Below are 23,191 nucleotides of genomic sequence, written 5' to 3'. Positions count from 1 at the left end.
TGCGCGTTCTATCCACCAAGCAACACAGTCAGACCGCTTGAATGGTTGCTGGGCTTTTAAATCCTTAATCTATAATCCAGTACTTCCTATACTTTTTTTCACCCTCCGCTTTCAAAGGTAGTTGCTGCAACAACTTGTACGCTAGGTTTGGGGATTCAATGGCGAAGAATTCACGAAAGCTTCGATTGGTCAGCTGTGGTCCGACTAGTAATCGGTAGTCCTCCAATGTTCGATTTAATGCATTGTGATCCACCAATCCACAGCGAGGGCAAGTCCATTTTCTATAGTGATACTGTAATCGCTGTCCATTCCCACAATGAGGACATACTACGCCTTTCATCATTTCCTTAAAAGGCACAGTCATCTCTTTTTTTAACCTTGTGTGCATCGACAATAAACGTGTCGCAAAGGGTAAGAGGGTTTCTGCCTTTACGGGTTGATACATCTCTGTCCATCTTTGGATACAAGAACGCAGCCCCGTCACATGAAATATAGGCTGCCCCTCAAACCCCTTTGTTAAAATTCCATTTCTCGTTGCCAGTACAACTGCATGCACAATTGGTAAATGAAAACGTTCACGCTGTAATAATTTTTTCATCCAGGCCACATGCCGCTCCAGTTGAAGAAATGGATCAGCCATCCCTTCGACCGTACCCTCTATAGTCGTGCGTGTTAGTTGAGCGTATGAAGCATCATATGAGAGAATGCCTGTTATATTTTTGATTTCTAGGATCAGTAAAAAATGGGGACAGAGAAAGATGGTGTCCATTTGATGTGTTGAACCGAAGTCATTCATTGTTTGAAAATCATGGAGAAAATAATGGGGGGTTGGTAAGTCCAGCTCAAGCCATTCTGCATCGACACGCTGTTCACCAGCGAGCCCTGCTTTGACACGTCCTAAACGCTCTCGTACATACGCGTATTCCTTGTGTGTCTGAGGCAATCTTTGTAGCATCGCCTCCAGTATTTTCTGCGAATCTGATGGTTGCCGTGCTAATAGAATCATGTATTCACCTCCTGCCCTGATTATATAAAAAAAGAACCACAACAAATGAGGTTCCCAAAAACTTGAAAGGTCGATGTTGTAAAATTAATTTTTCACAGTTTTTATTAGATCAAAAGTCTGTTCTTTCGAGCAGCAACTAACATTTGCTAATACTTTTCTAGTCATTCAATAAATACAAGAAGTGTGCCGACATAACCATTTCAGCAAGCTCGCTCCACTGAAAAGTGGCAATATTAGTAGCGCGAACCAACAAGGCTACACCATCTGTTATAGAGACAGCAGCAGTCACTAGCGCATCCTGTAAATCGGAGCCTCTCTTTCTTTTTACATCTTTCCATGCTATGCTATTCACAGCTTAAAATGATAATCATTATCACTAGATTTAGTCTAGTTTCTGATAAGAATTTGTCAATTACTTTTTACTATTTTTTAAGGATGTGGCAATAAAAATGCAACATGTATATGATGTGACAATTATTGGTGGCGGCCCTGCTGGCTTATATAGTGCCTTCTACAGCGGTCTGCGTGGATTAGAAACAAAATTGATTGAGAGTCAATCACAGCTTGGTGGAAAAGTATTACTTTATCCTGAAAAGCTGATTTGGGATATTGGCGGACATCCTCCTGTTTTAGGCGAGCAATTTGTCAAACAATTAATCGAGCAAGCCAAAACATTCGATCCTACCATTTTGACAGATACAAAAGTAGATTTGATTGAACGCCAGAATGATGTTTTTATTATCCATACAGCAGCTGGTGAAAAGCATTATTCTAAAACGGTGCTGCTAGCTGTAGGTGGTGGTATTATTAACCCTCAAAAACTGACGCTTGAGGGCGCTGAAAAATATGAAATGTCAAATTTACATTATACCGTTCAATCCTATAAACGTTTTGTCGACAAAGATATTATGATTTCTGGTGGTGGTAATGCAGCCATCGATTGGGCTGTTGAGTTAAGCCCAATTGCTAAAAGCGTGACCCTAGTTTACCGTAAAGAGCATTTATCAGCGCATGAAGCAACGGTACAGGAAGCACTTGATGCGGGAGTAAATATAGAGTGCAATACGACGATTACAAAGCTGTCAGCGAATGCTGATAAAACGGCTATTCAATTAGTAACATGTGAAAATACGAAAACGCAGCAAAGTTATACCCGTCAAATCGATGAGGTGATCGTTAGTCATGGCTATAACCGTGAGGCATCTCTCGCATTTGATGAAGCCATTGCTATTCCCAAAAAGGATGATTATTATTTTGAAGGGAAAGCAACAGGTGAAACGGCACAGCCAGGTATTTTTGCGGCTGGTGATATTTTATCATTTGAAGGAAAAATCCACTTGCTACTAGGAACATTCCAAGATGCAGCCAATGCGGTCAACTCCATTAAAACGTATTTGGAGCCAACAGCCTATCGTCATGGCATGGTATCGTCTCATAATGAGCTATTTAAAGAAAAGAATCGCTCGATTATTGAAAAACAATTTGTCCAAGCCGATTAAGCACGAACATGAACCCTCTTAAGATATTTTCTTAAGAGGGTTTCTAGCTTTATCTAAATAAACTTAGTAACGATCCCATCTGCCTCAACATATTGACTCCATTTGTAATCGTCCCAGCATGCCCCATAATCGTATTTAAATGATCTGGCAAACTGCCTAATCTGGATCCTTGTTGTTGATAGGGAGAATAGTAAGGTTGCACCATTCTACCTCGAAAAGGTGGGCCAAAATATTGTCTATTGCTTGGCGGATAGGGACCCCTTCTAGCATTCGGCTGAAAATATGGCATTTATACACCTCCTGTCTGAAAGCTTCTAACTAGTATATGTGGGAATTTTAGTAGTGAAATAGACTTTTGAAGAAGGCTGTAAAAATATTCTCTTGCCCACTCAAGATGTTTGAGGGAACAAGACTAGTTTCCCTGTCATACTATAAGAAAAAAGAAGGTGATACGCATTCAAGGCTCACATTATCTTACCTTTTTAGCTCAATTCGGCATTGGAGGAGCGCATCCAGGAGGAATTAATCTATCAAAGGCTCTCTTTTCAACAGAGAACATTACGCCAGGCGCCGATATTTTAGATGTAGGGTGTGGTACAGGACAAACGGCTGCTTATTTGGCGACTGCCTATCAAGCTAGTGTCACAGGCATCGATATTCACCCCGTCATGATCAAAAAGGCGCAGAAACGAATGCAAAAAGCACGTTTACCCGTCCGTCTATTGCAAGGCTCAATTGAAAAAACTTCGTTACCAAATGAATCATTTGACTTGATTCTAGCTGAATCAGTACTAGCCTTTGTAAATCAGCAACAGGCTTTGCAAGAAATTTATCGTTTATTAAAGAAAAGTGGACGCTTCATTGCTATTGAATTCACCAAACCTACAACTCTCCCCCCTGAGCTAGCAGACGACATCCAACAATTTTACGGATTCAAGTCCCTCCTGATGAAAAAGGATTGGGTAAAGCTACTGCAACAGGCTGGTTTTCACGATATTCGCATACAAAAAAATCAATCCATCTCCTCCAAGCCTGAATTTGATGTTTCCGCAGCGATTGAATCCAAGTTTTATGAGGTCATGGATCAGCATCTTGCCATGAACGAAAAATACCAGCCATTTTTAGAATATCGCATCTATACTTGTACGAAATAAACGAACCAGCACCCAAAGCGTGCTGGTTTTTTATGTGATCCCAATCACTTTATGACACCTGTCATAAAATTCCTTTGACTGGTGTGAATAGGTTTTTTCTTCGTATTTTCTTATCCTGGAGGTAAGAAAATACAGAAAGAGTGATTGAACATATGCAAATGCAACAAAGACTTCCCTTTATCGATATGTTAAGAGGCTTCGCCGTTTTAGGAACGCTCGGCACCAATATTTGGATTTTTGCTTATTTAGGTGATTTATCGTATATCACAACAAGCAACTACTCTGGTTGGTGGTCCTTCCAGGATTTTTTACGAATGGTAGTTTTATTTTTCGTCAACGGTAAGCTACTAGGCTTGTTAACGATTATGTTTGGGGTAGGTTTACAATTAAAATATCAGCAAGCCTTACGCAGAGGCAATGCTTGGCCTGGGGTCTATCTTTGGACAATCGTCTTTTTAGGGCTAGAGGGACTGCTTCATTATACCCTTGTCATGGAATATGATATTTTAATGAGCTATGCTGCTACAGCCTTCATCGTTGCCTTTCTCATCCGATTAGGTAACAAAGCCATGACATGGGCTTTCTATCTTTTTGGCAGCCTTCATGTCCTACTAATCCTCCTTATTTTTATCAGTACATTACAAGGTGTTGGTGTTTCCTTAAATGGAATGGAGAGCGTTGCCACATTGTATGAAAACGGCTCATGGCTAGCACAAGTACAGCATCGTCTGACAAATTTTTTATTCTATCGATCAGAGGCTATTTTCATTATCCCTATGAATATCTTTTTATTTTTACTTGGTGTGAAGCTTATGCGCAACGATGTATTTTCACAAACAGACAGAGGACGGCAAATACGCCAAAAGCTGTTTACGATTGGTATATACATTGGCATTCCCCTCAATCTACTTATCTTTATACCAGGTGGACTTTTTGATTTTCCTGTTCGCTATTTATGTGCCCCTATTCTTTCGATTGGCTATATTGGAATTTTAGGGAAACTGGTAGAATATAAGAGGTTCAATTGGCTTTGGCAACGTTTTGCACAAGTCGGTAAAATGTCTTTAAGCTGTTATGTCCTTCAAAACATACTTGCATCATTTATTTTTTATGGTTGGGGCCTTGGCTTAGGAGGGCATGTCAATAGCGTGATCGTCATTTGCATTTGGCTAACTTTGTCATTCCTACAACTGGTCATAGCGTCTATTTGGTTACAGCATTTTCAATTGGGTCCTATGGAATGGATTCGTCAAAAATCCATTCGAGCAATGACGCAACAATTTGCAACAAAGGAAGGTGTAGGCAATAAAAATATATCCTAGAGAACAAATAAAGCATTATTTAATCATCGATGTAGCTTCTGTGATTTTTCTCATCGCAATAGTACTATGGTCTGGATCACTTCCTTTAGCTATGAAAATAACATTGCTCCTTTTATACTTAGGAGCTTTCTATAATGCTTTATGGCATAAAAATGGGAGACTCCTTGTCGCATCATTAGTAGGCTTCATCGTTATCACTATACTAAGTATTTATATAGAGCCCTTTATGCTTATTTTTGGCTTTACCTTTGCCGATTTACTTGGACGGGCGAAATCAAAATGGCATATCGGCTGTGGAATATTAGCCATCGCGATCATGTTTTTGACGGTCATGTATCTGGCGACAGACTCCTTTTTACAGAAGGAATCACAGGTGTTAGTACCTATCATGATGTTTCAGCTAGTATTGCCAATTCTTATTTACTTTGTGGAAAAGTCGAAAAATCTGCAAGCTGAATTGGCAGACGTCAATATGCAGCTTGTTCAGCAGGAGGAGCGACAGCGTATTGCTAGAGACCTTCACGATACAATTGGTCATACACTCACAATGATTAAAATTAGAACGGAACTAACGACAAAACTAATTGACCGAGATCCTTCAAAGGTGAAGCAAGAATTGGATGATATATTAGCCACTACACGTACAGCCTTAAAACAAGTGCGTGAGCTAGTATCTGATATGAATTTCATTTCGTTACAGACGGAGCTGGTGCATTGCAAACAGCTTTTACAAAGTGCAAATATCACAACAAGCCTTCACAATCAATGCCCTCAAATTGTTCTTTCTAGTGTGGAGGAAACGATGCTCGCATTATGTGTAAGAGAGGCTACGACCAATATACTCAAGCACAGTCAGGCAAAAAAATGCCACATCATCATTCAATATCACACGGGACAATACACGCTAATCATGAAAGATGATGGCATAGGCTTACAGCAAAAAGGATTTGGCAATGGCATCCACTCGATGAAGGAAAGAATGCATATCCTGCAAGGTTATGCCACGATTAACAGCCATACACCTACAGGCACGAGCGTAACTCTTACGCTACCAATTCAAGAAGGAAAGGAGCCCACATCATGATACGTGTATTACTAGCGGAGGACCAACAAATGCTACGTGGTGCCTTAACATCACTCTTATCGTTTGAACCAGATATTGAAGTCATAGCCGAGGTCGCAGATGGGCTAAAAGCATGGGACTACATCCAACAGGAGCTACCAGATGTTTGCCTCGTAGATATTGAAATGCCCCATCTGTCTGGGCTAGAGCTAGCTGAAAAAATTAAACAGGCTAACCTACCGTGTAAAGTGATGATTGTCACAACTTTTGCTCGTCCTGGCTATTTACAAAAGGCTATGGATTGCGAGGTACACGGCTATCTATTGAAAGATGAACCGATCGATTATTTAATCGCTACCATTCGAAAAATCATGCAGGGAGAAAAGGTGGTTAGTAAGGATCTAGCCGCTACCTTGTTTATGAAGGAGCAAAACCCTTTAAACGAACGAGAAATTGCAGTACTACAGCTTGTCAAAGAGGGTTTGACCACAAATGAAATCAGCAAGCAATTGTTTTTAACAAAGGGTACCATTCGCAATTATTTATCTACCTCTATTCAAAAGCTGCAAGTGGAATCAAGACAGCAGGCTGCTCAGATAGCAAGTGACAAAGGCTGGCTATAACAAAAAATCTCGCCACAGCCGTGACGAGATTTTCACCATTTTAAAATAAGATACTTCGCTTGATTATTAATAGTTTACCCACTTCACGCAATTGTTGGTTTGAAGTGGGGCTATTTTTAGCCACACAATCAATGGATAATTATAAATGATGTCAGCCCTTCTTTAATTAGTATACACTCCTAAAAAACCATCATCATTTCCGTTGTTAATCAATTTTATTTCCTCAAGTGGATGCTTGTTTTTACTTTCTATAAGGAATAGCGTTTTTTTATTTGTAACACTTCCTTCTGTAGTTGTATAGAAAAGTGTTAGAATTTTATTTTCCTTATCTAATTTAAACGAATAATCAGCATAATTCCTAGTATTGGCATTTATCAAGATATAGGTTTTATGCTTATTCTCGTCATAAGCATAAACGCCATCTTTTAAGTCTCCTCTAAATACGTTAAGTACCTTTTGATTATCTTCGTCATTAGTGTCCAGTTCTAGTACTCTTACATTTTCTAATTGCGCGGTTTCCGAAATTACAAATTCCTCTTCATAATCAACTCTCACACCGTTGCTACAAGCCGTTTGCGTAAACAATAGTCCAAGTAAAGCACAAAAAATCCGACTGTTATTCGCCACTCTTATGCCACCTTTTTTAAAATCTTCGTTATCGCTGTATCCTAATAAATATAGCCGTGTTGGTGTAAAAAAAGACGTACTGAAACTGCAATTGGTAATACGTATACTGAATTAATGTTTCCAAGCCCACTACAAAATTTGTAATGGGCTTTCAAAAAAATCCCTACAGTTTGCATTACTTCGCTCCCGCTGCAATCAGGATTTGTTCAATCTCGTTAAATCCTCGCTGTCTCGCATGTTGTAATGGTGTCACATTATTTTGATCCGGAATATTCACATCAGCACCATGCTCAATCAATAACTGAATTACCGTTTGCTGTGTTGGATTGCCGTTATTTAACACAATCGCCTCCATCAGCGCTGTCCATCCTAAATGATTCACATGATTGACGTCGATGTCGCTGTTACGCAACAACTCCTCGATGACCTCCACATAACCATGCTCTGCTGCTGGGATTAATGCGGTTCCTCCATATCGGTTCAAAATAGTAGGATCAGCACCAGCTTGAATCGTCATCTTTAATATATCCAGATAGCCTTCTGCTCCAGCATAAAGAAAGGGCGTATTTTGCCTATTGTCCTGTATATTGACATCGGCCCCAGCATTTATTAATAATTGTGCTGCCTCGACATTCTGATTATAGGTTGCAATCATCAAAGCTGTTCTGCTGTTTGAATCTTGGACATTGATATCAACTTTTTGATCCAAAGCACGTTGTAACGCTTCCATATCTCCCATTTCGGCTGCTTTAAACAGTTCACTCTTCCAATTTGATTTCACCACTTCACTCTCCCCTTTATCAAGCTGTATTGCCTCTGATTCGTTGGAGGCACATCCTTGAAGCAAAAATGATAATGCGATCATAACCGTTTGTATTTTTTTCACCCCTTGCACCACACTCTCTGATTTATTGCTGTCTTCCTCATTTTAGTGTAAGTGGTAATGCTAAATATTCCATTAACCATTTCTTAAAAAAGTCTAAAAATTTGCCAAAAAAATACCTCGCCACATGGACGAGATATTTTGCTCTTAAACATTGAAACGATAGCCTGCTCCCCATACCGTTTCCAAAAACTTTGGCTGTGCGGGATCACGTTCAATTTTTTCACGTAGCTTGCGAATATGAACGGTAACGGTCGAAACATCTGCAGCTGATTCATAGCCCCAGTTTCGCTCATATAACTGCTCTTTACTTAATACTTGATTTGGGTGTTTAACAAAAAAAACGAGTAAATCAAATTCCTTTGTTGTAAAGGCAATTTCATCCCCGTTGACAAAAACCTTTCTAGCAGATGTATCGATCGTAATGCCATGAATGGACATCATATTGTTTGCTTGCTGATTTGTAGCGAGGCGCTCATACCTGGCTAAATGTGCCTTGACTCTTGCTACTAGCTCACTTGGACTAAAGGGCTTCGTAATATAATCATCTGCCCCTAGACCAAGGCCACGAATTTTATCAATATCTTCTTTTTTGGCTGAAACAAATAAAATGGGCATATTGTGCACTGCTCGAACTTGTTTACAAATATCAAAGCCATTCATCCCAGGCAGCATAATATCCAAAATGATTAAAGCATAATCACCTTTTAGTGCCTGCTTCAGGCCATCGTCTCCGTTATGATGGATATCTACTGAAAAACCATTAATCTCTAAATAATCTCGTTGGAGCTCTGCTATGCTCACTTCATCTTCAATTAACAGAATTTTTTTCATGATGACTCCCCTTCTCCTCAGCCTTTTTCAATGAAATGAATATGCTCGTTCCCTTCGTTAATTCACTCTTCGCCCAAATGTCGCCGCCCATTTCAAGGACGATTTGTTTCGCAATCGCTAACCCTAAGCCACTGCCCCCTGTTTGCGAATTACGGGAAGGCTCCGCACGGTAAAAACGATCAAAAATATGAGGTAACGCAGCAGGATCAATGCCCGTACCATTATCTGTTACCTGAATAATCGCATCCTCAGTTCGCTCGTGCAACGAAATAATAATTTGCTTATAGGATTTATCCATATATTTCTCACTATTGCTTAGTAAATTTGACAGGACACGTCTTAATTTATCACGATCAGCCATGGCCAAAAGAGGAGAACCTGCTGATATATATTGTAAATGAATGTCTCGTGCAATAAAATCAAAGCTCGCATCCTCTACATAATCATGCATATATTGCTGGAGATTGACGCTTTCCATTTGGAATGGAACCTTTTTTAAATCCAATTTAGAAAATAAGAACAGCTCATCAATTAATACATCCATATCCTTTGCTTTTGTATAGATGGTTGTTAAATATTTATCCATCTTCTCCTCTGTATTAGCCACGCCATCTTTAATGCCCTCTACATAGCCGATAATGGAAGTCATAGGCGTTTTTAAATCATGGGAAATATTCGATAATAGCTCTTTCCGATTTTCCTCATATTGAAGCTGAAGCTGGATTGATTCTTTTAGCTTAACTCTCATTTCCTCAAACGATCGATTCAACTGACCAATTTCATCATTGGAATGAGACGTAATTTCAAAATCTAAGTCGCCCGATTTAATGCGTTCAGCCCCATCCTTTAAAGCTGAGATTGGATTAATAATACTTCTTGAAACTAAATAATTTAATAAGCCAATAATCATCATAAATAGTACAAATAAGATTCCTAAAAGAATGGGCAACAGTTCACGCGTTACTTCCGCATGAGAACTAACCTCTCTTAAAACGAAAATACTTCCCTCGGTTTTATCTGGAAAATAAAAATCAAATTTTACATACGTATAAAAGGCTTGATTAATCATGATGGTATCACGTGAATTAATATTGGTCGCTTCAAAGCCAGGTAAGCTTTGAAGTAATAATTGTTCATGCTCTTTCTGCGTTGAATAAACAATTTGATGATCTTTTCGTACCACAATCTCAATCGAAGGTGCATTGATTTTTTCTAGCTGTTCGAGATCTAAAAGCTGCTGGGGATTATTTTTAGCTAGTAATTTTAAATCTAGAAAAGCGTTTTCTTCTACCGTCGTCAAAGGCTTTTGTACATAGGATTTTTTATAAAAATGCTCTATTGCTTTGATATCACCCGTAATCGCAAAGGAAAAAAGAAAAACGGCTGCAAGTAAAAGCGTGATAGCAATGATAATAACACCCACATAAGATAGCAAAAACCTCGTTTTAATTGACATCTACACTCCCCCAATAAGCTGAAACTACTAGCAATGTACCATACAAATCTTAAAACTTTATAAAATTGGGCTGAAAAATCTATAAACATTTTTGCAGCTTCAGTATAGTATTGCGTTCATATAAACGAAATAAACAAAAAAGATACGGCACAATCCTGTTGTACCGTATCCATTCGCATTATTTAGTTTCTTCTGCTCTTAACTTCTTCTTTGTTTGCCAGCCTATAATGATGAGCTCCATCAATACGACAGCGATCAAGGAGGCGCCAAATAACGGCATTATAATGCCTAAAATAACAAGGAAAATGATAAACGGCATGGACATTTTATGAGAAATTTGCGGTGGTGCAGAAAGCTCCCCTTTTTTTCTACGTAAAATCCATGTGCGAATGCCCCACATAATGACGGCTAAAAAGGCTAGACAAACCACTAAGTTTAGAATCTTATTAGGCCAGCCAAATAAGTGACCTTCATGTAAAGGAATGCCCCATGTAAAGAATTTAGCCAACATGCCATAATCAGCATAATTTACTTGATCGATAAACTTCCCACTATATTGATCGAAATACATCGTTGCTTCTGCTGAAGGCTTCACATCCAGACCTGTTACACCTGAATTACTCGCCTTCGCCACTGTATATACGCCCTCCTCATTTGACGGGTAAATAATCGAATAAGGTTTTGTGATATTCATGACATTGATTTCTTTTTCAAGATCAGCAATCGAAATTTGGCTGTCATTTGTATAACGGACAGCTCCGCCTCCATGATGCTGCGCATGTTCACCTTCTGATATAGGCGCCTCTAATTGTCGAGTGGCCCAAGGAATTTCAGAGACATCCGATGTTGGTGGCTTTTGCTGTAATAATGGGTAACCAAAAGTTGGACTTTCTGAAGCTATATTCACAAGAATCGACCCTTGAAAAGCAGACCATAATAGCCCTGTAGAAATAAACAGCACCATTGGAATTGTAATGATTGTCCCAACGAGTGCATGCAATCTCTTACTTTTTTGTCGTTTATTCTCTGCCTTTGGCTTCTTCAAAAGATTTCCTTTAAATGTCATATAAAGTCCTGACAATAATAAAAAGATTGTCCAGCATGCCGCTAGTTCCACTAAATAATTGACAAAAGTACCGCCAATAAATAGGGAGCTGTGTGTATTTCTCATAATATTAGAAAATGTATAATTCGCATCCTGACTACCAACCATTTGATTGTGATCATCTAAAAATACGTACTTCTGTTCTTTGCCATTTGATAAAGTTAAACGCGTATTATAAGGCTCTTCCAGCATAATAACTTTCGTAGTGGAGTAGCCTGCAAATGCCGCTTCCGCTTTTTCCACGGCTTCATCAATCGTTAAAACCTCTTCTTTATGGCTTTCGCCAAAGAAGTAATCATCATATAATCGATTTTCTACATCTGTGAAAAATAAATAGCCAATCCCGCTTAATGTGAGAGATAGCAGTAATGGTGTAATAAAAAGTGCTGCGAAAAAATGCAATCGCCAAAACCTTGAATAAAGCAGATTTTTCATATTTGATCTCCATTCTATTTATAAATAGCAAATTTATTATATAAAGTAAAAGTGAAATATGAATGAAGTCCTAAAGACAGTTTTATGACAAATAAATGTAATCCAATTGGTATTATGCTATTTAATAGACCAAAAATAATGGTAGCCAAACCTGTTTTAACGCAAGTTTGGCTACGATTTTCAGTAAGATTTATAGATTCATATTGACAAGAATTTTACATTGACTACGGTCTTTCGTTAATGCTTCAAAACCTTTTTCCACAATATCCTCTAAAGCGATTTGGCTTGTAATAACAGCTTGACCATCAATGACCCCACGAGCGAGTAGACGAATTACTTCGGGGAAAATATTAACATAAGCAAATGAGCCACTAATTTTCACTTCTGGAGAAACGACCGCATTTGGATTAAATTCTACTGGTCTTTCCCAGACGCTAACGATTTTAAATTCGCCGCCTGGATGTACCGCACTGACACCACTTGTAAACGTTGCCTGCACACCTGCTGCATCATACGCAACATCCACCCCACCATTTGTTTTTTCACGAATAAACGCGACAGCATCTGTGTCAATTGGATTGATGACATAGGTTGCGCCTAATTCAAGTGCTTTTTGGCGTCGTTCATCAGAAACCTCCACGACAAAAATTTCACTTGCCCCCGCTGCCTTCACAGCCTGTAAGACTAATAAACCAATAGGACCTGCGCCAAAAATAGCTGCTGTATCGCCCAGCTTTAATTGACTTTGACGCACTGCATGAACGGCTACTGCTGTAGGTTCAACAAGTGCGCCTAGCTCTAGGCTCATGTCATCCGGAAGGTGGTGAATATTTTCTTCCTGCACAATAGCATATTCAGCAAATCCACCTGAAATCGTATAACCGTAGGATTGTCCACGTTTACATAAGTTAGTATACCCACGTCGACAATTATTACATTTACCACAAGGAATCGGTGGCTCCACTGCTACACGATCCCCTATTTTTATTTGAGTAACGCCTGCTGCGACCTCTACAACAACACCTGCAAATTCATGACCTAATACAGGTTGTGTACGAAATGCATAGGCACCCCCTACATATTCATGTAAATCACTACCACAAATTCCTGCAAATGCGACTTTTACTTTTACCATGCCTGGTTCTAGTGCTGGCAATTGTGCTTCCTCTACTCGAATATCTTGAATACCGTAAAATTTTCCTGCTTTCATTAGAATTACCTTCTTTTTATGATTTAGTTTGAAGACCGTATAACACAAAGTTGACTGCATGTTCTGCAATTTGTTCAGGTGTTGATTGTAAGGAAGAACGATTTAAAAATGGATTGTTCAAGGAGTACATTAACGTCCCCATAATAAAGTTCAGCGCAACATCAAGCGACTCAAAGCGAATGGTCTGCTGCTCCTGACAAGCTAATAAAATCGTCCGAAGTTGCTCCCAGGAAGGTAAAAAAACATCTTTAAGCATCTCTAACCTAGGACTATTCATAACAATCTCTTGCTGTAAAATATCAATTAATTCATGCTCATGAATGCGATAAAGCACAAAGTTTCGGCAAAAGCTACGAAGTGCACCAAGTGAATCATGGATATCATAATGGGCATTCATAAAGGTGTGGCGTAGCGGTTCAAACAATGCATTAAATACATTTTCTTTGCCACCAAAATGATAGGAAACAAGCGCAAGTGACACATTTGCCTCATCACAAATTTGTCTCACCGTCGTCCCATCATAGCCTCTGGACGAAAACAACGACTTCGCGGCCTGTAAAATTTGATCCTTTACCTCTTTATTTTTTTCTTTTGATACGTTCTCTTTCTGATCGACTGTACTCACCTCTTTTTTGAACAAACGTTCAAAACAATTGTTCAACGAAATTTTACGCCTCCTCGTACTAATTGTCAAAGCATGCGCTTATTAAAAATGGCTACTTCGAAAAACGAAGTAGCCAAAACCATTCTATCCAAGTAATTCTTTTAAAACATTGGTATACGCTGCTAAAATGGATTGCTCATGTGCAGCATCATGCCCAACATATTGTTCAACAAGCTCCTTTAGAGGCTTTGCAGCATAAGGCTCTTGCATAATTTCAATTTTTAATAGGCTCTCATAATACTCAACAACTTGTGGATTCATGTGGACCGCTCCTTTAATGTTTTACATAAAAAAGACATCTTTCTCTTATTAGAAAGATGTCTACTATGACAAATACATGACATAATACGGTGATTGCCAGCTGGAAATAAGCTTTCTATTCAACATAGAAGCTACCTTTTTAGCAGTCATCGTACTATGAGCATGCAGGAGAATTTCTCTAGTCACACTCAACACCCCCTATCCGCGTAGGTTTTTTGGCTGTACTAGATAAAGGCAGGTCTCCTGGCTTATGTTCATCACACCTTTCACCTTCCCATTACGACACGTAACAGTGGCCTTTTGAAAAGTGCTCCCATTTACAGTTGCGGGACAGCGTCGGAATTACACCGATCTTCCCTTTTAAACAAATCCTAAAATCTGATTTGTACCTCTATCCTATTATTCCGTTTTTATTATTATACCATAAAGATTTGTGTGCACAGACCCGATCTTCATAAAATACTGTGATAGATGTAATGACTTGATCGGCACTTCCATTTACACTTAACTTTCTTCTATTTTATTACTATGTTACCATATAAAGAAACATAGATTTCAGGAGGAATACATATGAAACGCAATAAGACCGCAATACTACTGTTGAAAAGTTTACTCTTTATCTTACTTTTATCTGGCTGTAGTAAAGAAAATGAGACAGGCTTCGATGATCAATTTATCGCTGATTTAAAAGACTATATTCAAGTAGAAGCGAAATATAAAAACATAGAAGAAAATAATATAAATAACTTGAATAATTTATATGAATCACAAACATATTCAATGGCCCATTCCAGCGATGGAATAAAAAAGGCACTCTCACAACAGCAAGCATATTATGAAGATGCAATAGACTATTCACATAATAAAATAGACTTCAAACCTAAAACAAGCTCCCCAGAAGAAAAAGAACTCTATAATGCGATAATTGATTTTAAAGAAAAAAAAAGCTCTCATGACTTTCCAACTATTAGATTAGTCGATGCAACATACCAAATTGATAGAGTAAATGCTAAAGAAGAGTATGAGCAATCTTTACAGGAACTAAACAAATCATGGAATACTATCATATCCCTTTCAGAAAAGTATAATTTGAATCTTTTTGGAGCTGAAGAATAGCGAATATGTAGGTGTTGTATGAGTGACTATCCTTTGCTTTTGGGGGCTCTATCCCCCTTTTTTTAGTTCTATCCATACTTTGATGGTTATCCTTCTCTTCAGGGGTTCTATCCACCTCTTTTGATGGGTTATCCCTCTCTTTCCAGGTTTTATCCACTTCTTTTGATAGGTTATCCTTCTCTTCGAAGGTGCTATCCACCTCTTTTGAGATTTTATCCTTCACTTAGAAGGTTCTATCCCCCTGTTTGAGGGTTATCCTTCTCTTTGCAGGTTTTATCCACTTCTTTTGATAGGTTATCCTTCTCTTCGAAGGTGCTATCCACCTCTTTGAGGGTTATCCTTTTCTTCAGGGGTTCTATCCTCCTCTTTTGATGGGTTATCCCTCTCTTTCCAGGTTTTATCCACCTCTTTTGATAGGTTATCCTGCACTTAGAAGATTCTATCCACCAGTTTGAAGGTTATCCTTCTCTTTGCAGGTTTTATCCACTTCTTTTGATAGATTATCCTGCACTTAGAAGGTGCTATCCTCCTGTTTGAGGGTTATCCTTCTCTTTGCAGGTTTTATCCACTTCTTTTGATGGATTATCCTTCTCTTCGAAGGTTCTATCCACCTCTTTTGAGATTTTATCCTTCACTTAGAAGGTGCTATCCTCCTGTTTGAGGGTTATCCTTCTCTTTGCAGGTTTTATCTACTACTTTTGATAGGTTATCCTGCACTTAGAAGATTCTATCCACCAGTTTGAAGGTTATCCTTCTCTTTGCAGGTTTTATCCACTTCTTTTGATGGATTATCCTGCACTTAGAAGGTTCTATCCCCCTGTTTGAGGGTTATCCTTCTCTTTGCAGGTTTTATCCACTTCTTTTGATGGATTATCCTGCACTTAGAAGGTTCTATCCCCCTGTTTGAGGGTTATCCTTCTCTTTGCAGGTTTTATCCACTTCTTTTGATAGGTTCTCCTTCTCTTCGAAGGTGCTATCCACCTCTTTGAGGGTTATCCTTTTCTTCAGGGGTTCTATCCTCCTCTTTTGATGGGTTATCCCTCTCTTTCCAGGTTTTATCCACCTCTTTTGATAGGTTATCCTGCACTTAGAAGATTCTATCCACCAGTTTGAAGGTTATCCTTCTCTTTGCAGGTTTTATCCACTTCTTTTGATGGATTATCCTGCACTTAGAAGGTTCTATCCTCCTGTTTGAGGGTTATCCTTCTCTTTGCAGGTTTTATCCACTTCTTTTGATGGATTATCCTGCACTTAGAAGGTTCTATCCACCTCTTTTGAGATTTTATCCATCACTTTTAATGGGCTTTCCTTCTGTTTGAAGGTTATCCTTCTCTTCGAAGATTCTATCCTCCTCTTTTGAAAAGCTATCCATCACTTTCCCATTGCTAACATTTTAAATATTCAAAAATTAAACTATACTTAAAGAAAAAGGGGGCATTATGAGATGATTATCGGTTTACATCATGTGCAAATTACCATTCCACAAGGATTAGAGGAGCAGGGGAAAGCTTTTTATTGTCAGGTTTTAGGTTTGCAGGAATTGGAGAAGCCTGGGTCGCTGAAGGGACGAGGCGGATTCTGGTTACAGCTTGGTCAGCAGGAGGTTCATGTGGGCACGGAAGATGGCTTTGATCGCTTGACAACAAAGGCGCATATTGCGTATCAAGTAGAAGATATTGAGTACTGGAAGAGGAAACTAGCAGAACATCAAATAGACATACTGGATTCTGTGCCAATCCCTCATTATGAGCGATTTGAATTTCGAGATCCGTTTGGTAATCGCGTCGAAATGATTCAAAAATTAAGATAAACTGCCCTGCTATGGTGCTGCACCCCAAAAGTTAGAGTAAAAAACTTTTGGGGTGTTTTTTTATGGCAAAATATAGCGATGAATTTAAGTTAAAGGTTGTGAAAGAGTATTTAACAGGAAAAATAGGTCTTAAACGATTAGCTAAAAAATATTCCATTCCATCTAATACAGCAATTAGAACATGGGTAGCTGCCTACAAAGCATATGGGAATAATGGTATTAAACGAAAAAGAAGTAAGGAAGTCTATTCTGTTCAATTTAAAGTAGATGTATTACACTTTATGAAACAAACAGGTGCTTCCTATCAAGAGACAGCGATTCAATTTAAGATGAACAATCCACGTTTAATCGCTAAATGGAACCAAAAATTTCTGGAAGAAGGGATAGAGGGCCTGCAAGAAAAAGCAAAGGGGCGCCCATCTATGTCGAAAAAATCAAAACCAACTAAACAAGAAAAAGAAATGTCACGTGAGGAGCAGTTAGAACGTGAAAATGAACTGCTTCGTCTAGAGGTGGCATACTTAAAAAAGTTGAAGGCTTTTCGAGAGAACCCGGAAGCATTCCTCGGAAAGCACAAGCAGTCATTGCCTTTGAACTCAAAGAAGAAGGATTCCGATTAAAAGACATTTTAATGCGTGTAGATATTCCAGAAGCTACGTATCATTATCACATCAAGCAACTGCATCAGGAAGATCCAGATAAGGGATGGCAAACGTTGATTTTAGAGACGTTTAAGAAACATGAAGGACGATATGGCTATCGTCGTATACATACGGAGTTAAAAGCGCAAGGCTACATCATTAATCACAAAAAAGTACAGCGCATTATGCAGGAATTAGATTTGAAATGTGAGAAATTCGTCCGCAAGTCGCGCTATAAATCGTATAAAGGTACGGTTGGAAAAGTGGCGAAAAATCGTTTAAATCGCCGTTTCTATACGCATTACGCCGTACAAAAAGTGGTGACAGACGTAACTGAATTCAAATGTACAGATGATGAAAAACTATATCTGAGCCCAATTATGGACTTATATAACGGAGAGGTTATTGGGTTCAGTATGTCTAAACGGCCTACAATGGATTTTGTGCTGGACTCATTGAAACAAGCCCTTCCAGTCATTCGAGAACGTGCAGAATATCGAACAACAATCCATTCAGATCAAGGCTGGCACTATCAACATAATAAATGGGTGAAAACATTAAAGCAGAACAAGATTTTCCAAAGCATGTCTCGCAAAGCAACGTGTGCAGACAATGCAGCAATGGAAAACTTCTTTGGCTTACTCAAACAAGAAATGTATCACGGGGAAGAATTAGTCTCATATGACGTGTTAAAAAAGAAAATTGAAAAATATATCCACTACTATAACAACGAACGTATTAAACAAAAATTGGCCGGCATGAGTCCGGTAAAATACCGAACTCATGCCAGCCAATTAGCTGCATAAATAAAAACTCTAACTTTAAGGGGTCACTACCTATTAGGGCAGTTTTTTCATGGAACTGTTCCATATTACATCTTGCTGAAACATTTGTAATAAAACTGTAAATTCCCTTGATAAAGCCTTTTATAGCAAGTGTTGAAGCCCTCCCTCTAGTTACCCTGGTAACATTTACCTCCCGGAAGCCCTCTATTTTCATGCTACGATTATTTCCATGGCAAAGCTATACAGGAGAAATTCTACTAGATGCTTCAGGAGGTTATAACAACATGAATAAACGATTTTTATCTACAACACTTGCCTTAACAATTGGCTTCAGTTCATTCGGAATGGTGCACACAGCCATCCAGCCGATACAGGTCGAGGCTGCTACAACAAATGCTCAAAACAACGCACAGGCTGTTGCAGCGAAAGCAGATCAACTCATTCAGACAGGGAAAAGCTTGATGGGTCAAGCGACATATAGCAATTCGGTTTACAAGTCTACATATCCATATAAATTTTCTTGTGCTTCATTTTTAATGTACATCTTTGAGAAAAATGGTGTAGACCTTGGGACATATAATGAAAATTATATGATTCAGCAAGGGACATATGTAGCAAGGAACCAATTACAAAAAGGCGATTTAGTGTTCTTTAAAAGTAAAAAAACAGGGACTGACCCCGATCATGTCGGCATGTATATCGGTGACAATAAAATCATCCACATGGCTGATTCCAAACAAAATATTGTCATTTCTGATTTAAACAGTAAGCCGTATTATACAGAAAACTATGTATCTGCACGTAGAGTATTGCCTACCCTACTATCAGCCAATCCTGCAACAAAAGGCGATAAAATTGTAGAGAATGCCCTGACGTATAAAAACAAAGTAACGATTGGCACTTCAACAAGCGAGTCAAGCCTACGCTTCACAGCTCCAGCATTTGTTGATTTCATCTATCGTAAAAGTGGCGTGACACTCGGCGCTACTACGTTAAGCAATTTAATGAACCAAGGATCAACAGTGGCTCGTGCTAATTTGAGAAAGGGCGATTTAGTCTTCTTTAATAGTGTTAAAGGCTCTAAGACACCTTCGCTTGTAGGGATTTATGCGGGCGATCATCGAATCATCATTCCTAATTCAGACGGTGTGATGACAAGAGTGTTATTTGTAGATTATTATACTGAACATTATATTACAGCGAAGCGCGTTTTCTCTGATTCCAACTCATCTCCCAGTGTAAGTGCACCTTCAGCTAGTACTTCAGCCAATCAAATTATTGCAACAGCTACCGGGTTAACAAGCAAAGCAAAATTCGGCTATACGTACAACGAAAGTGCACTGACTTTTACAAGTGCTGGTTTTACGTACTATGTCTTTAAAAAGCATGGTATTGATTTAAAGGATAAGCTAGCAAGTAAGCAAGCTTTAGTAGGGACACGTATCCAAAAATCACAGCTTCAAAAAGGTGATTTACTGTTCTTCTCAACGAATAATGGTGGACAAGATATCACGCAAACTGGTATTTATTTAGGAAATAATCAATATATTAGTATGACTACTAATGGTATTGTGAAACAAAACATTTCTTCCACTTGGGCACAAAAGAATTTTGTAACAGCTCGACGTGTTTTAAAATAAGAATGGTTGGGTGTCTCAATGAGGTTGAGACACCCTTTTTTGCTAGGATGAGTTTTTAAGCGTATTGGCAAATTCAATCATTGATCTACTCGACATTGGTCCTTTTATTAGGACAATTGTGTCTGCATCGAGCTTTGGTTTCAATAATTCTAAAACGCCTGTTACCTCTTTAAACGTATGAACCTCTGCGCTGGTTCCATCTTTTTGAGCTTGATCGGCAATCTTTTCCGCCCTTTTGCCGATGGTAATTAATGTATCAATCTTTCTTTCTGCTACCATGGAGCCAATTTCGCGATGGTATTTTTCTTCAAAATTACCTAATCGTTTAATATCCCCTAGAACGAGAATGACTTTCTTCTCTTTTCCTACCATATCTAGCACTTTTAAGGCTGCCTCTACAGATGTCGGGTTATTTGTCCACGTATCATCAATAATCGTACTGTCACCAAGCCCTGTCGTAAATTCTAAATGTCTTGCCATCTGTTTAAACGTTCGTAACCCAGCTATAGCCTGACGAATTGTCAGCCCCATTTCACGACAAGCTGCAATCGCGGCTAATGCATTATAGACTTGATGCTCTCCGTAGCCAGGGACAAATACATTGTACGTAATAGCATCTACTTCTAAAGTAAACTTCATGCCCGTATTGGCAAACTCTACATTCGTCGCTTTAAAGTCTGCCGTCTCATGTAAACCAAACTTAATAATTTTCCCCTTAAACTTTTTCAGCGAAATTTTTTTGATGTTGGTATCATCGGCATTAATAATTAACGTACCATCTTCCTTAATGCCTTCCACAATTTCTGCCTTGGCCTTTATATAGCCTTCTAGGTTGAGACAGCCATCTAAATGATGCACACCAATATTTGTAATAATACCAATAGTCGGTTGATAGATCATACACTGATGTTTAATATTCCCTGTGTTGCCTAAACCTAATTCAAAGATAGCGGCTTGTGTTTTTTCTTCAATACCCGTTAAATAAGGCAATGATTGCCTTGGCTCGTTTTTACTGCTAACGGATGCCTGCACTTGCCAATGCTTACTAGCGATATGTTTTAGCATCTCTTTTGTCGTTGTTTTACCACAAGTTCCTGTTAAAGCCACAACAGGAATTTGAAAAAGACCACGATAATACTCGATAAATGTCCAGTAGGCCTGTGCAACACTTTTCACTTGTAAAACGGTTGTATTAGCTAAAGCGCTTTTCAATTCTGTAGACGATTTATCGGAGATGATTAAAGACGGTCCCTTCCGATCAACCTCTTGCCAGTTGATTTTATCGTTTCGACTAACAAACATGAGGGAATGACTTTTTGTTAGGTCATGCCGATTATAGTAAATGGCCTGCTGCACAGACCATTGTTCTGATCCATGAATGAGCTTTCCTTGTAGAACGGTTCTAAGTTTTTGCACACTAATGGGTTGCAAGTGTACTGCGCCTCCTCTCTTTATCAATCTTGTACATGACTTACTCCTTCTCTTGATTCAGCGTGTTATATTCTGATCAATTACTATACCTTATTAGAATGTTCTTCTATGTGGCACAGTCAATATCCTATATAGAAAGAAGCTGACTAATCAGCAGGTGGGGTAGGTTTCAGCTTTAGCTCCGCTGCTAGTTTAGAAATCTGTTTGCTATACATATCTCCCTTTATGAGCACAATCGTATTGTCATCGACAATCTTCTGCAATAACGGATAGACGAGTGTACTATTTTTAAATGTATAGACCGACTCGCTAAATCCTAACTTGACTGCATGATCAGCCATAATCCTTGCATGCTCCCCTATGGTAATCAAGACATCCACGCCAATGCGTTTTATTAATTCCCCCGCTTGCTCGTGAATAATATAACCCCATGAACCTAAGTCGGTAATCGTACCAATGACAGCAATCTTTTTCTTGCCATCTCCTAGCTCATTCAACACTTTTAAGGCTGCCTCCAAGGAAGTGGTTGTAATACTCCAGGTATCATCCAATAGCATGGAATGATTGATGCCCTCAAAAAGTTGTAATTGTTTTTTCAATTGACGGAATGATTGGAGTAGTTTGGCTGCGACTGGAATGGGCATTCCCATGTCATAGACGGCTGCGATGGCAGCAAGCGCATTATAGACCTGGTGTTCTCCAAATCCTGGCACAAGAATGTCATAGCTTTTTTTATTGTGCTGAAGAACGAATTTCATCCCCTTTTGATAGTAGTGGATATGACTTGCTCGAAAATCACAGGACTCATGCTTCCCTACTTTAAGCAAACGACCACGGAATCTAGAAATATCTAGCTTCTGCGTATTGCTATCTTCCGCATTAATAATTAATGTACCTTTGGGGTGAATGATATCTAGCATTTCTCCCTTTGCTTGTATATAGCCTTCTAATGTTTTGCAATAGTTTAAGTGGTGAGCTCCGATATTAGTAATAATTCCTATGGTCGGTTTAAAATATTTTCCCGCATTCGTGACATCTCCTGGCGAGCCAACTGCTGTTTCAAAGACGGCTGCCTCTGTTTCTTCCTCAATGCCCAATAAATATTGCAATGAAGCGGTTCTAGAATTACTGCTTAATGTCGTTGCTGTCACTTTCCGATCAGCAGAAAGAAGATGTTTAATCATCTCTTTTGTCGTTGTTTTACCTGAAGTACCTGTAATCGCTACAATCGGAATATGAAACTGATTGCGATAAAAATGAACAAATTTCCAATAGGCCTCTTCTGCATTCGCTACCTGTATCATAATGACTTGGTTTGGAATGTCATTTGGCCGATAAGCTCTATCGGTCACTAGCACTAGAGGAGAAAGCGGCTCAAGACTTTTCCAATTCACAATACGTTTACTTGTAAATAGTGCCGTATTGGACTTTTTCACTTGTTTTAATCGATAAGCCCCATGCTGAATCAGTACATCCTCTGACCCTTGCACTAGATAGCCTGCCGTAATCATTGCTAAATTTTTCACCGAAAGAGGCTTCATATCTTTTCTCCCTCCTTTCTTTTCTAGTATATGTAACCTCTTAAAAGTTGCTTGGATGTAGACAAGATACATAACTAGAAGAAAA

At 38.8% G+C, this 23,191-nt stretch carries 24 protein-coding genes and 1 riboswitch; of the genes, 10 read left to right on the top strand and 14 right to left on the bottom strand.

Annotated features, from left to right (window positions below):
* Window positions 1–64: 64 nt before the first annotated feature.
* The gene (locus MHI22_RS01850) at window positions 65–1,006 is read right to left on the bottom strand and encodes an NERD domain-containing protein (RefSeq protein ID WP_340810890.1); all 942 of its coding nucleotides are present in this window, start codon (window positions 1,004–1,006) and stop codon (window positions 65–67) included.
* 157 nt (window positions 1,007–1,163) lie between these two features.
* Window positions 1,164–1,358 carry a hypothetical protein gene (locus MHI22_RS01845; RefSeq protein WP_139149509.1) on the bottom strand — a complete coding sequence of 65 codons (195 nt, stop codon included), beginning with the start codon at window positions 1,356–1,358 and terminating at the stop codon, window positions 1,164–1,166.
* A 97-nt stretch (window positions 1,359–1,455) separates the two neighbouring features.
* Between MHI22_RS01845 and MHI22_RS01840 the strand changes: the two genes are divergently transcribed.
* From MHI22_RS01840 to MHI22_RS01820, 5 genes are all read left to right on the top strand, one after another.
* A complete protein-coding gene (locus MHI22_RS01840) occupies window positions 1,456–2,505 on the top strand; it encodes an NAD(P)/FAD-dependent oxidoreductase (RefSeq protein ID WP_340810888.1) in 1,050 nt (349 codons plus the stop codon).
* 446 nt (window positions 2,506–2,951) lie between these two features.
* Window positions 2,952–3,659: a class I SAM-dependent methyltransferase gene (locus MHI22_RS01835; protein ID WP_340810886.1), complete on the top strand. Its 708-nt coding sequence runs from the start codon at window positions 2,952–2,954 to the stop codon at window positions 3,657–3,659.
* A gap of 152 nt (window positions 3,660–3,811) precedes the next feature.
* Window positions 3,812–4,981, top strand: coding sequence for a DUF418 domain-containing protein (locus tag MHI22_RS01830; protein ID WP_340810884.1), 1,170 nt, complete (start codon window positions 3,812–3,814; stop codon window positions 4,979–4,981).
* 91 nt (window positions 4,982–5,072) lie between these two features.
* The gene (locus tag MHI22_RS01825; RefSeq protein WP_249645805.1) at window positions 5,073–6,065 is read left to right on the top strand and encodes a sensor histidine kinase; all 993 of its coding nucleotides are present in this window, start codon (window positions 5,073–5,075) and stop codon (window positions 6,063–6,065) included.
* On the top strand, window positions 6,062–6,667 hold the full coding sequence (locus tag MHI22_RS01820) for a response regulator transcription factor (protein WP_058845269.1): 606 nt from the start codon (window positions 6,062–6,064) through the stop codon (window positions 6,665–6,667). Before MHI22_RS01825 ends, MHI22_RS01820 begins: the two co-directional genes overlap by 4 nt.
* Before the next feature lie 162 nt (window positions 6,668–6,829).
* Here MHI22_RS01820 and MHI22_RS01815 read toward each other — a convergent pair whose 3' ends face one another.
* From MHI22_RS01815 to MHI22_RS01775, 9 genes are all read right to left on the bottom strand, one after another.
* Window positions 6,830–7,294, bottom strand: a complete 465-nt coding sequence (locus tag MHI22_RS01815) for a hypothetical protein (protein WP_340810883.1) — start codon at window positions 7,292–7,294, stop codon at window positions 6,830–6,832.
* Between the two features lie 175 nt (window positions 7,295–7,469).
* Window positions 7,470–8,180, bottom strand: a complete 711-nt coding sequence (locus MHI22_RS01810) for an ankyrin repeat domain-containing protein (protein WP_082673785.1) — start codon at window positions 8,178–8,180, stop codon at window positions 7,470–7,472.
* Between the two features lie 144 nt (window positions 8,181–8,324).
* Window positions 8,325–9,011 carry a response regulator transcription factor gene (locus MHI22_RS01805; protein WP_340810882.1) on the bottom strand — a complete coding sequence of 229 codons (687 nt, stop codon included), beginning with the start codon at window positions 9,009–9,011 and terminating at the stop codon, window positions 8,325–8,327.
* Window positions 8,989–10,467, bottom strand: coding sequence for a sensor histidine kinase (locus MHI22_RS01800; protein WP_036117805.1), 1,479 nt, complete (start codon window positions 10,465–10,467; stop codon window positions 8,989–8,991). Before MHI22_RS01800 ends, MHI22_RS01805 begins: the two co-directional genes overlap by 23 nt.
* A 178-nt stretch (window positions 10,468–10,645) precedes the next feature.
* Entirely contained in the window at window positions 10,646–12,007 is a 1,362-nt protein-coding gene (locus tag MHI22_RS01795) for a PepSY-associated TM helix domain-containing protein (RefSeq protein WP_058845271.1), read from the bottom strand.
* A gap of 190 nt (window positions 12,008–12,197) precedes the next feature.
* Entirely contained in the window at window positions 12,198–13,217 is a 1,020-nt protein-coding gene (locus MHI22_RS01790; protein WP_340810880.1) for a 2,3-butanediol dehydrogenase, read from the bottom strand.
* 16 nt (window positions 13,218–13,233) lie between these two features.
* The gene (locus MHI22_RS01785; protein WP_089932573.1) at window positions 13,234–13,857 is read right to left on the bottom strand and encodes a TetR/AcrR family transcriptional regulator; all 624 of its coding nucleotides are present in this window, start codon (window positions 13,855–13,857) and stop codon (window positions 13,234–13,236) included.
* A 108-nt stretch (window positions 13,858–13,965) separates the two neighbouring features.
* On the bottom strand, window positions 13,966–14,142 hold the full coding sequence (locus tag MHI22_RS01780; RefSeq protein WP_170829809.1) for a hypothetical protein: 177 nt from the start codon (window positions 14,140–14,142) through the stop codon (window positions 13,966–13,968).
* Between the two features lie 63 nt (window positions 14,143–14,205).
* Window positions 14,206–14,328, bottom strand: coding sequence for a hypothetical protein (locus MHI22_RS01775; RefSeq protein ID WP_255358843.1), 123 nt, complete (start codon window positions 14,326–14,328; stop codon window positions 14,206–14,208).
* A gap of 30 nt (window positions 14,329–14,358) precedes the next feature.
* Window positions 14,359–14,550, bottom strand: a riboswitch (cobalamin riboswitch).
* Window positions 14,551–14,712: 162 nt separating this feature from the next.
* On the opposite strand from MHI22_RS01775, the gene MHI22_RS01770 reads away from it, so the two are divergent.
* Complete coding sequence (locus tag MHI22_RS01770; protein WP_036117815.1) at window positions 14,713–15,258, top strand: hypothetical protein; 546 nt, start codon at window positions 14,713–14,715, stop codon at window positions 15,256–15,258.
* Here MHI22_RS01770 and MHI22_RS01765 read toward each other — a convergent pair.
* Window positions 15,206–15,481, bottom strand: a complete 276-nt coding sequence (locus MHI22_RS01765; RefSeq protein ID WP_340810878.1) for a hypothetical protein — start codon at window positions 15,479–15,481, stop codon at window positions 15,206–15,208. The two genes, MHI22_RS01770 and MHI22_RS01765, sit on opposite strands and share 53 nt — an antisense overlap.
* Before the next feature lie 1,221 nt (window positions 15,482–16,702).
* Between MHI22_RS01765 and MHI22_RS01760 the strand changes: the two genes are divergently transcribed.
* The 4 genes from MHI22_RS01760 (at window position 16,703) to MHI22_RS01745 (ending at window position 20,134) form a co-directional block, all read left to right on the top strand.
* Window positions 16,703–17,068 (top strand): VOC family protein, encoded by a 366-nt coding sequence (locus tag MHI22_RS01760; RefSeq protein WP_271912996.1) that lies wholly within the window; start codon window positions 16,703–16,705, stop codon window positions 17,066–17,068.
* Between the two features lie 62 nt (window positions 17,069–17,130).
* On the top strand, window positions 17,131–17,688 hold the full coding sequence (locus tag MHI22_RS01755) for a helix-turn-helix domain-containing protein (RefSeq protein WP_141903571.1): 558 nt from the start codon (window positions 17,131–17,133) through the stop codon (window positions 17,686–17,688).
* On the top strand, window positions 17,586–18,515 hold the full coding sequence (locus MHI22_RS01750) for an IS3 family transposase (protein WP_340812689.1): 930 nt from the start codon (window positions 17,586–17,588) through the stop codon (window positions 18,513–18,515). The genes MHI22_RS01755 and MHI22_RS01750 overlap by 103 nt, the downstream gene beginning before the upstream one ends.
* Window positions 18,516–18,778: 263 nt before the next feature.
* Window positions 18,779–20,134, top strand: a complete 1,356-nt coding sequence (locus MHI22_RS01745; RefSeq protein ID WP_058844939.1) for a C40 family peptidase — start codon at window positions 18,779–18,781, stop codon at window positions 20,132–20,134.
* Window positions 20,135–20,176: 42 nt separating this feature from the next.
* On the opposite strand, the gene MHI22_RS01740 is transcribed toward MHI22_RS01745, so the two are convergent.
* Window positions 20,177–21,565 (bottom strand): UDP-N-acetylmuramoyl-tripeptide--D-alanyl-D-alanine ligase, encoded by a 1,389-nt coding sequence (locus tag MHI22_RS01740; RefSeq protein WP_340810877.1) that lies wholly within the window; start codon window positions 21,563–21,565, stop codon window positions 20,177–20,179.
* 146 nt (window positions 21,566–21,711) lie between these two features.
* A complete protein-coding gene (locus MHI22_RS01735; RefSeq protein ID WP_330494054.1) occupies window positions 21,712–23,106 on the bottom strand; it encodes a UDP-N-acetylmuramoyl-tripeptide--D-alanyl-D-alanine ligase in 1,395 nt (464 codons plus the stop codon).
* Window positions 23,107–23,191 lie beyond the last annotated feature (85 nt).

Origin of the sequence: Lysinibacillus sp. FSL L8-0312, from assembly GCF_038003285.1 — a bacterium.
Classification (GTDB): domain Bacteria; phylum Bacillota; class Bacilli; order Bacillales_A; family Planococcaceae; genus Lysinibacillus; species Lysinibacillus fusiformis_D.
Note: the sequence above shows the minus strand (reverse complement) of the source record. Positions and strands in the feature narration are given on the sequence as shown.

Excerpts from the sequence above, each read along its gene's own strand:
- MHI22_RS01850 (WP_340810890.1), bottom strand. The coding sequence starts at position 1,006 with ATGATTCTATTAGCACGGCAACCATCAGATTCGCAGAAAATACTGGAG.
- MHI22_RS01840 (WP_340810888.1), top strand. The coding sequence starts at position 1,456 with ATGCAACATGTATATGATGTGACAATTATTGGTGGCGGCCCTGCTGGC.
- MHI22_RS01830 (WP_340810884.1), top strand. The coding sequence starts at position 3,812 with ATGCAAATGCAACAAAGACTTCCCTTTATCGATATGTTAAGAGGCTTC.
- MHI22_RS01825 (WP_249645805.1), top strand. The coding sequence starts at position 5,073 with ATGAAAATAACATTGCTCCTTTTATACTTAGGAGCTTTCTATAATGCT.
- MHI22_RS01820 (WP_058845269.1), top strand. The coding sequence starts at position 6,062 with ATGATACGTGTATTACTAGCGGAGGACCAACAAATGCTACGTGGTGCC.
- MHI22_RS01805 (WP_340810882.1), bottom strand. The coding sequence starts at position 9,011 with ATGAAAAAAATTCTGTTAATTGAAGATGAAGTGAGCATAGCAGAGCTC.
- MHI22_RS01800 (WP_036117805.1), bottom strand. The coding sequence starts at position 10,467 with ATGTCAATTAAAACGAGGTTTTTGCTATCTTATGTGGGTGTTATTATC.
- MHI22_RS01795 (WP_058845271.1), bottom strand. The coding sequence starts at position 12,007 with ATGAAAAATCTGCTTTATTCAAGGTTTTGGCGATTGCATTTTTTCGCA.
- MHI22_RS01790 (WP_340810880.1), bottom strand. The coding sequence starts at position 13,217 with ATGAAAGCAGGAAAATTTTACGGTATTCAAGATATTCGAGTAGAGGAA.
- MHI22_RS01780 (WP_170829809.1), bottom strand. The coding sequence starts at position 14,142 with ATGAATCCACAAGTTGTTGAGTATTATGAGAGCCTATTAAAAATTGAA.
- MHI22_RS01770 (WP_036117815.1), top strand. The coding sequence starts at position 14,713 with ATGAAACGCAATAAGACCGCAATACTACTGTTGAAAAGTTTACTCTTT.
- MHI22_RS01760 (WP_271912996.1), top strand. The coding sequence starts at position 16,703 with ATGATTATCGGTTTACATCATGTGCAAATTACCATTCCACAAGGATTA.
- MHI22_RS01755 (WP_141903571.1), top strand. The coding sequence starts at position 17,131 with ATGGCAAAATATAGCGATGAATTTAAGTTAAAGGTTGTGAAAGAGTAT.
- MHI22_RS01745 (WP_058844939.1), top strand. The coding sequence starts at position 18,779 with ATGAATAAACGATTTTTATCTACAACACTTGCCTTAACAATTGGCTTC.
- MHI22_RS01735 (WP_330494054.1), bottom strand. The coding sequence starts at position 23,106 with ATGAAGCCTCTTTCGGTGAAAAATTTAGCAATGATTACGGCAGGCTAT.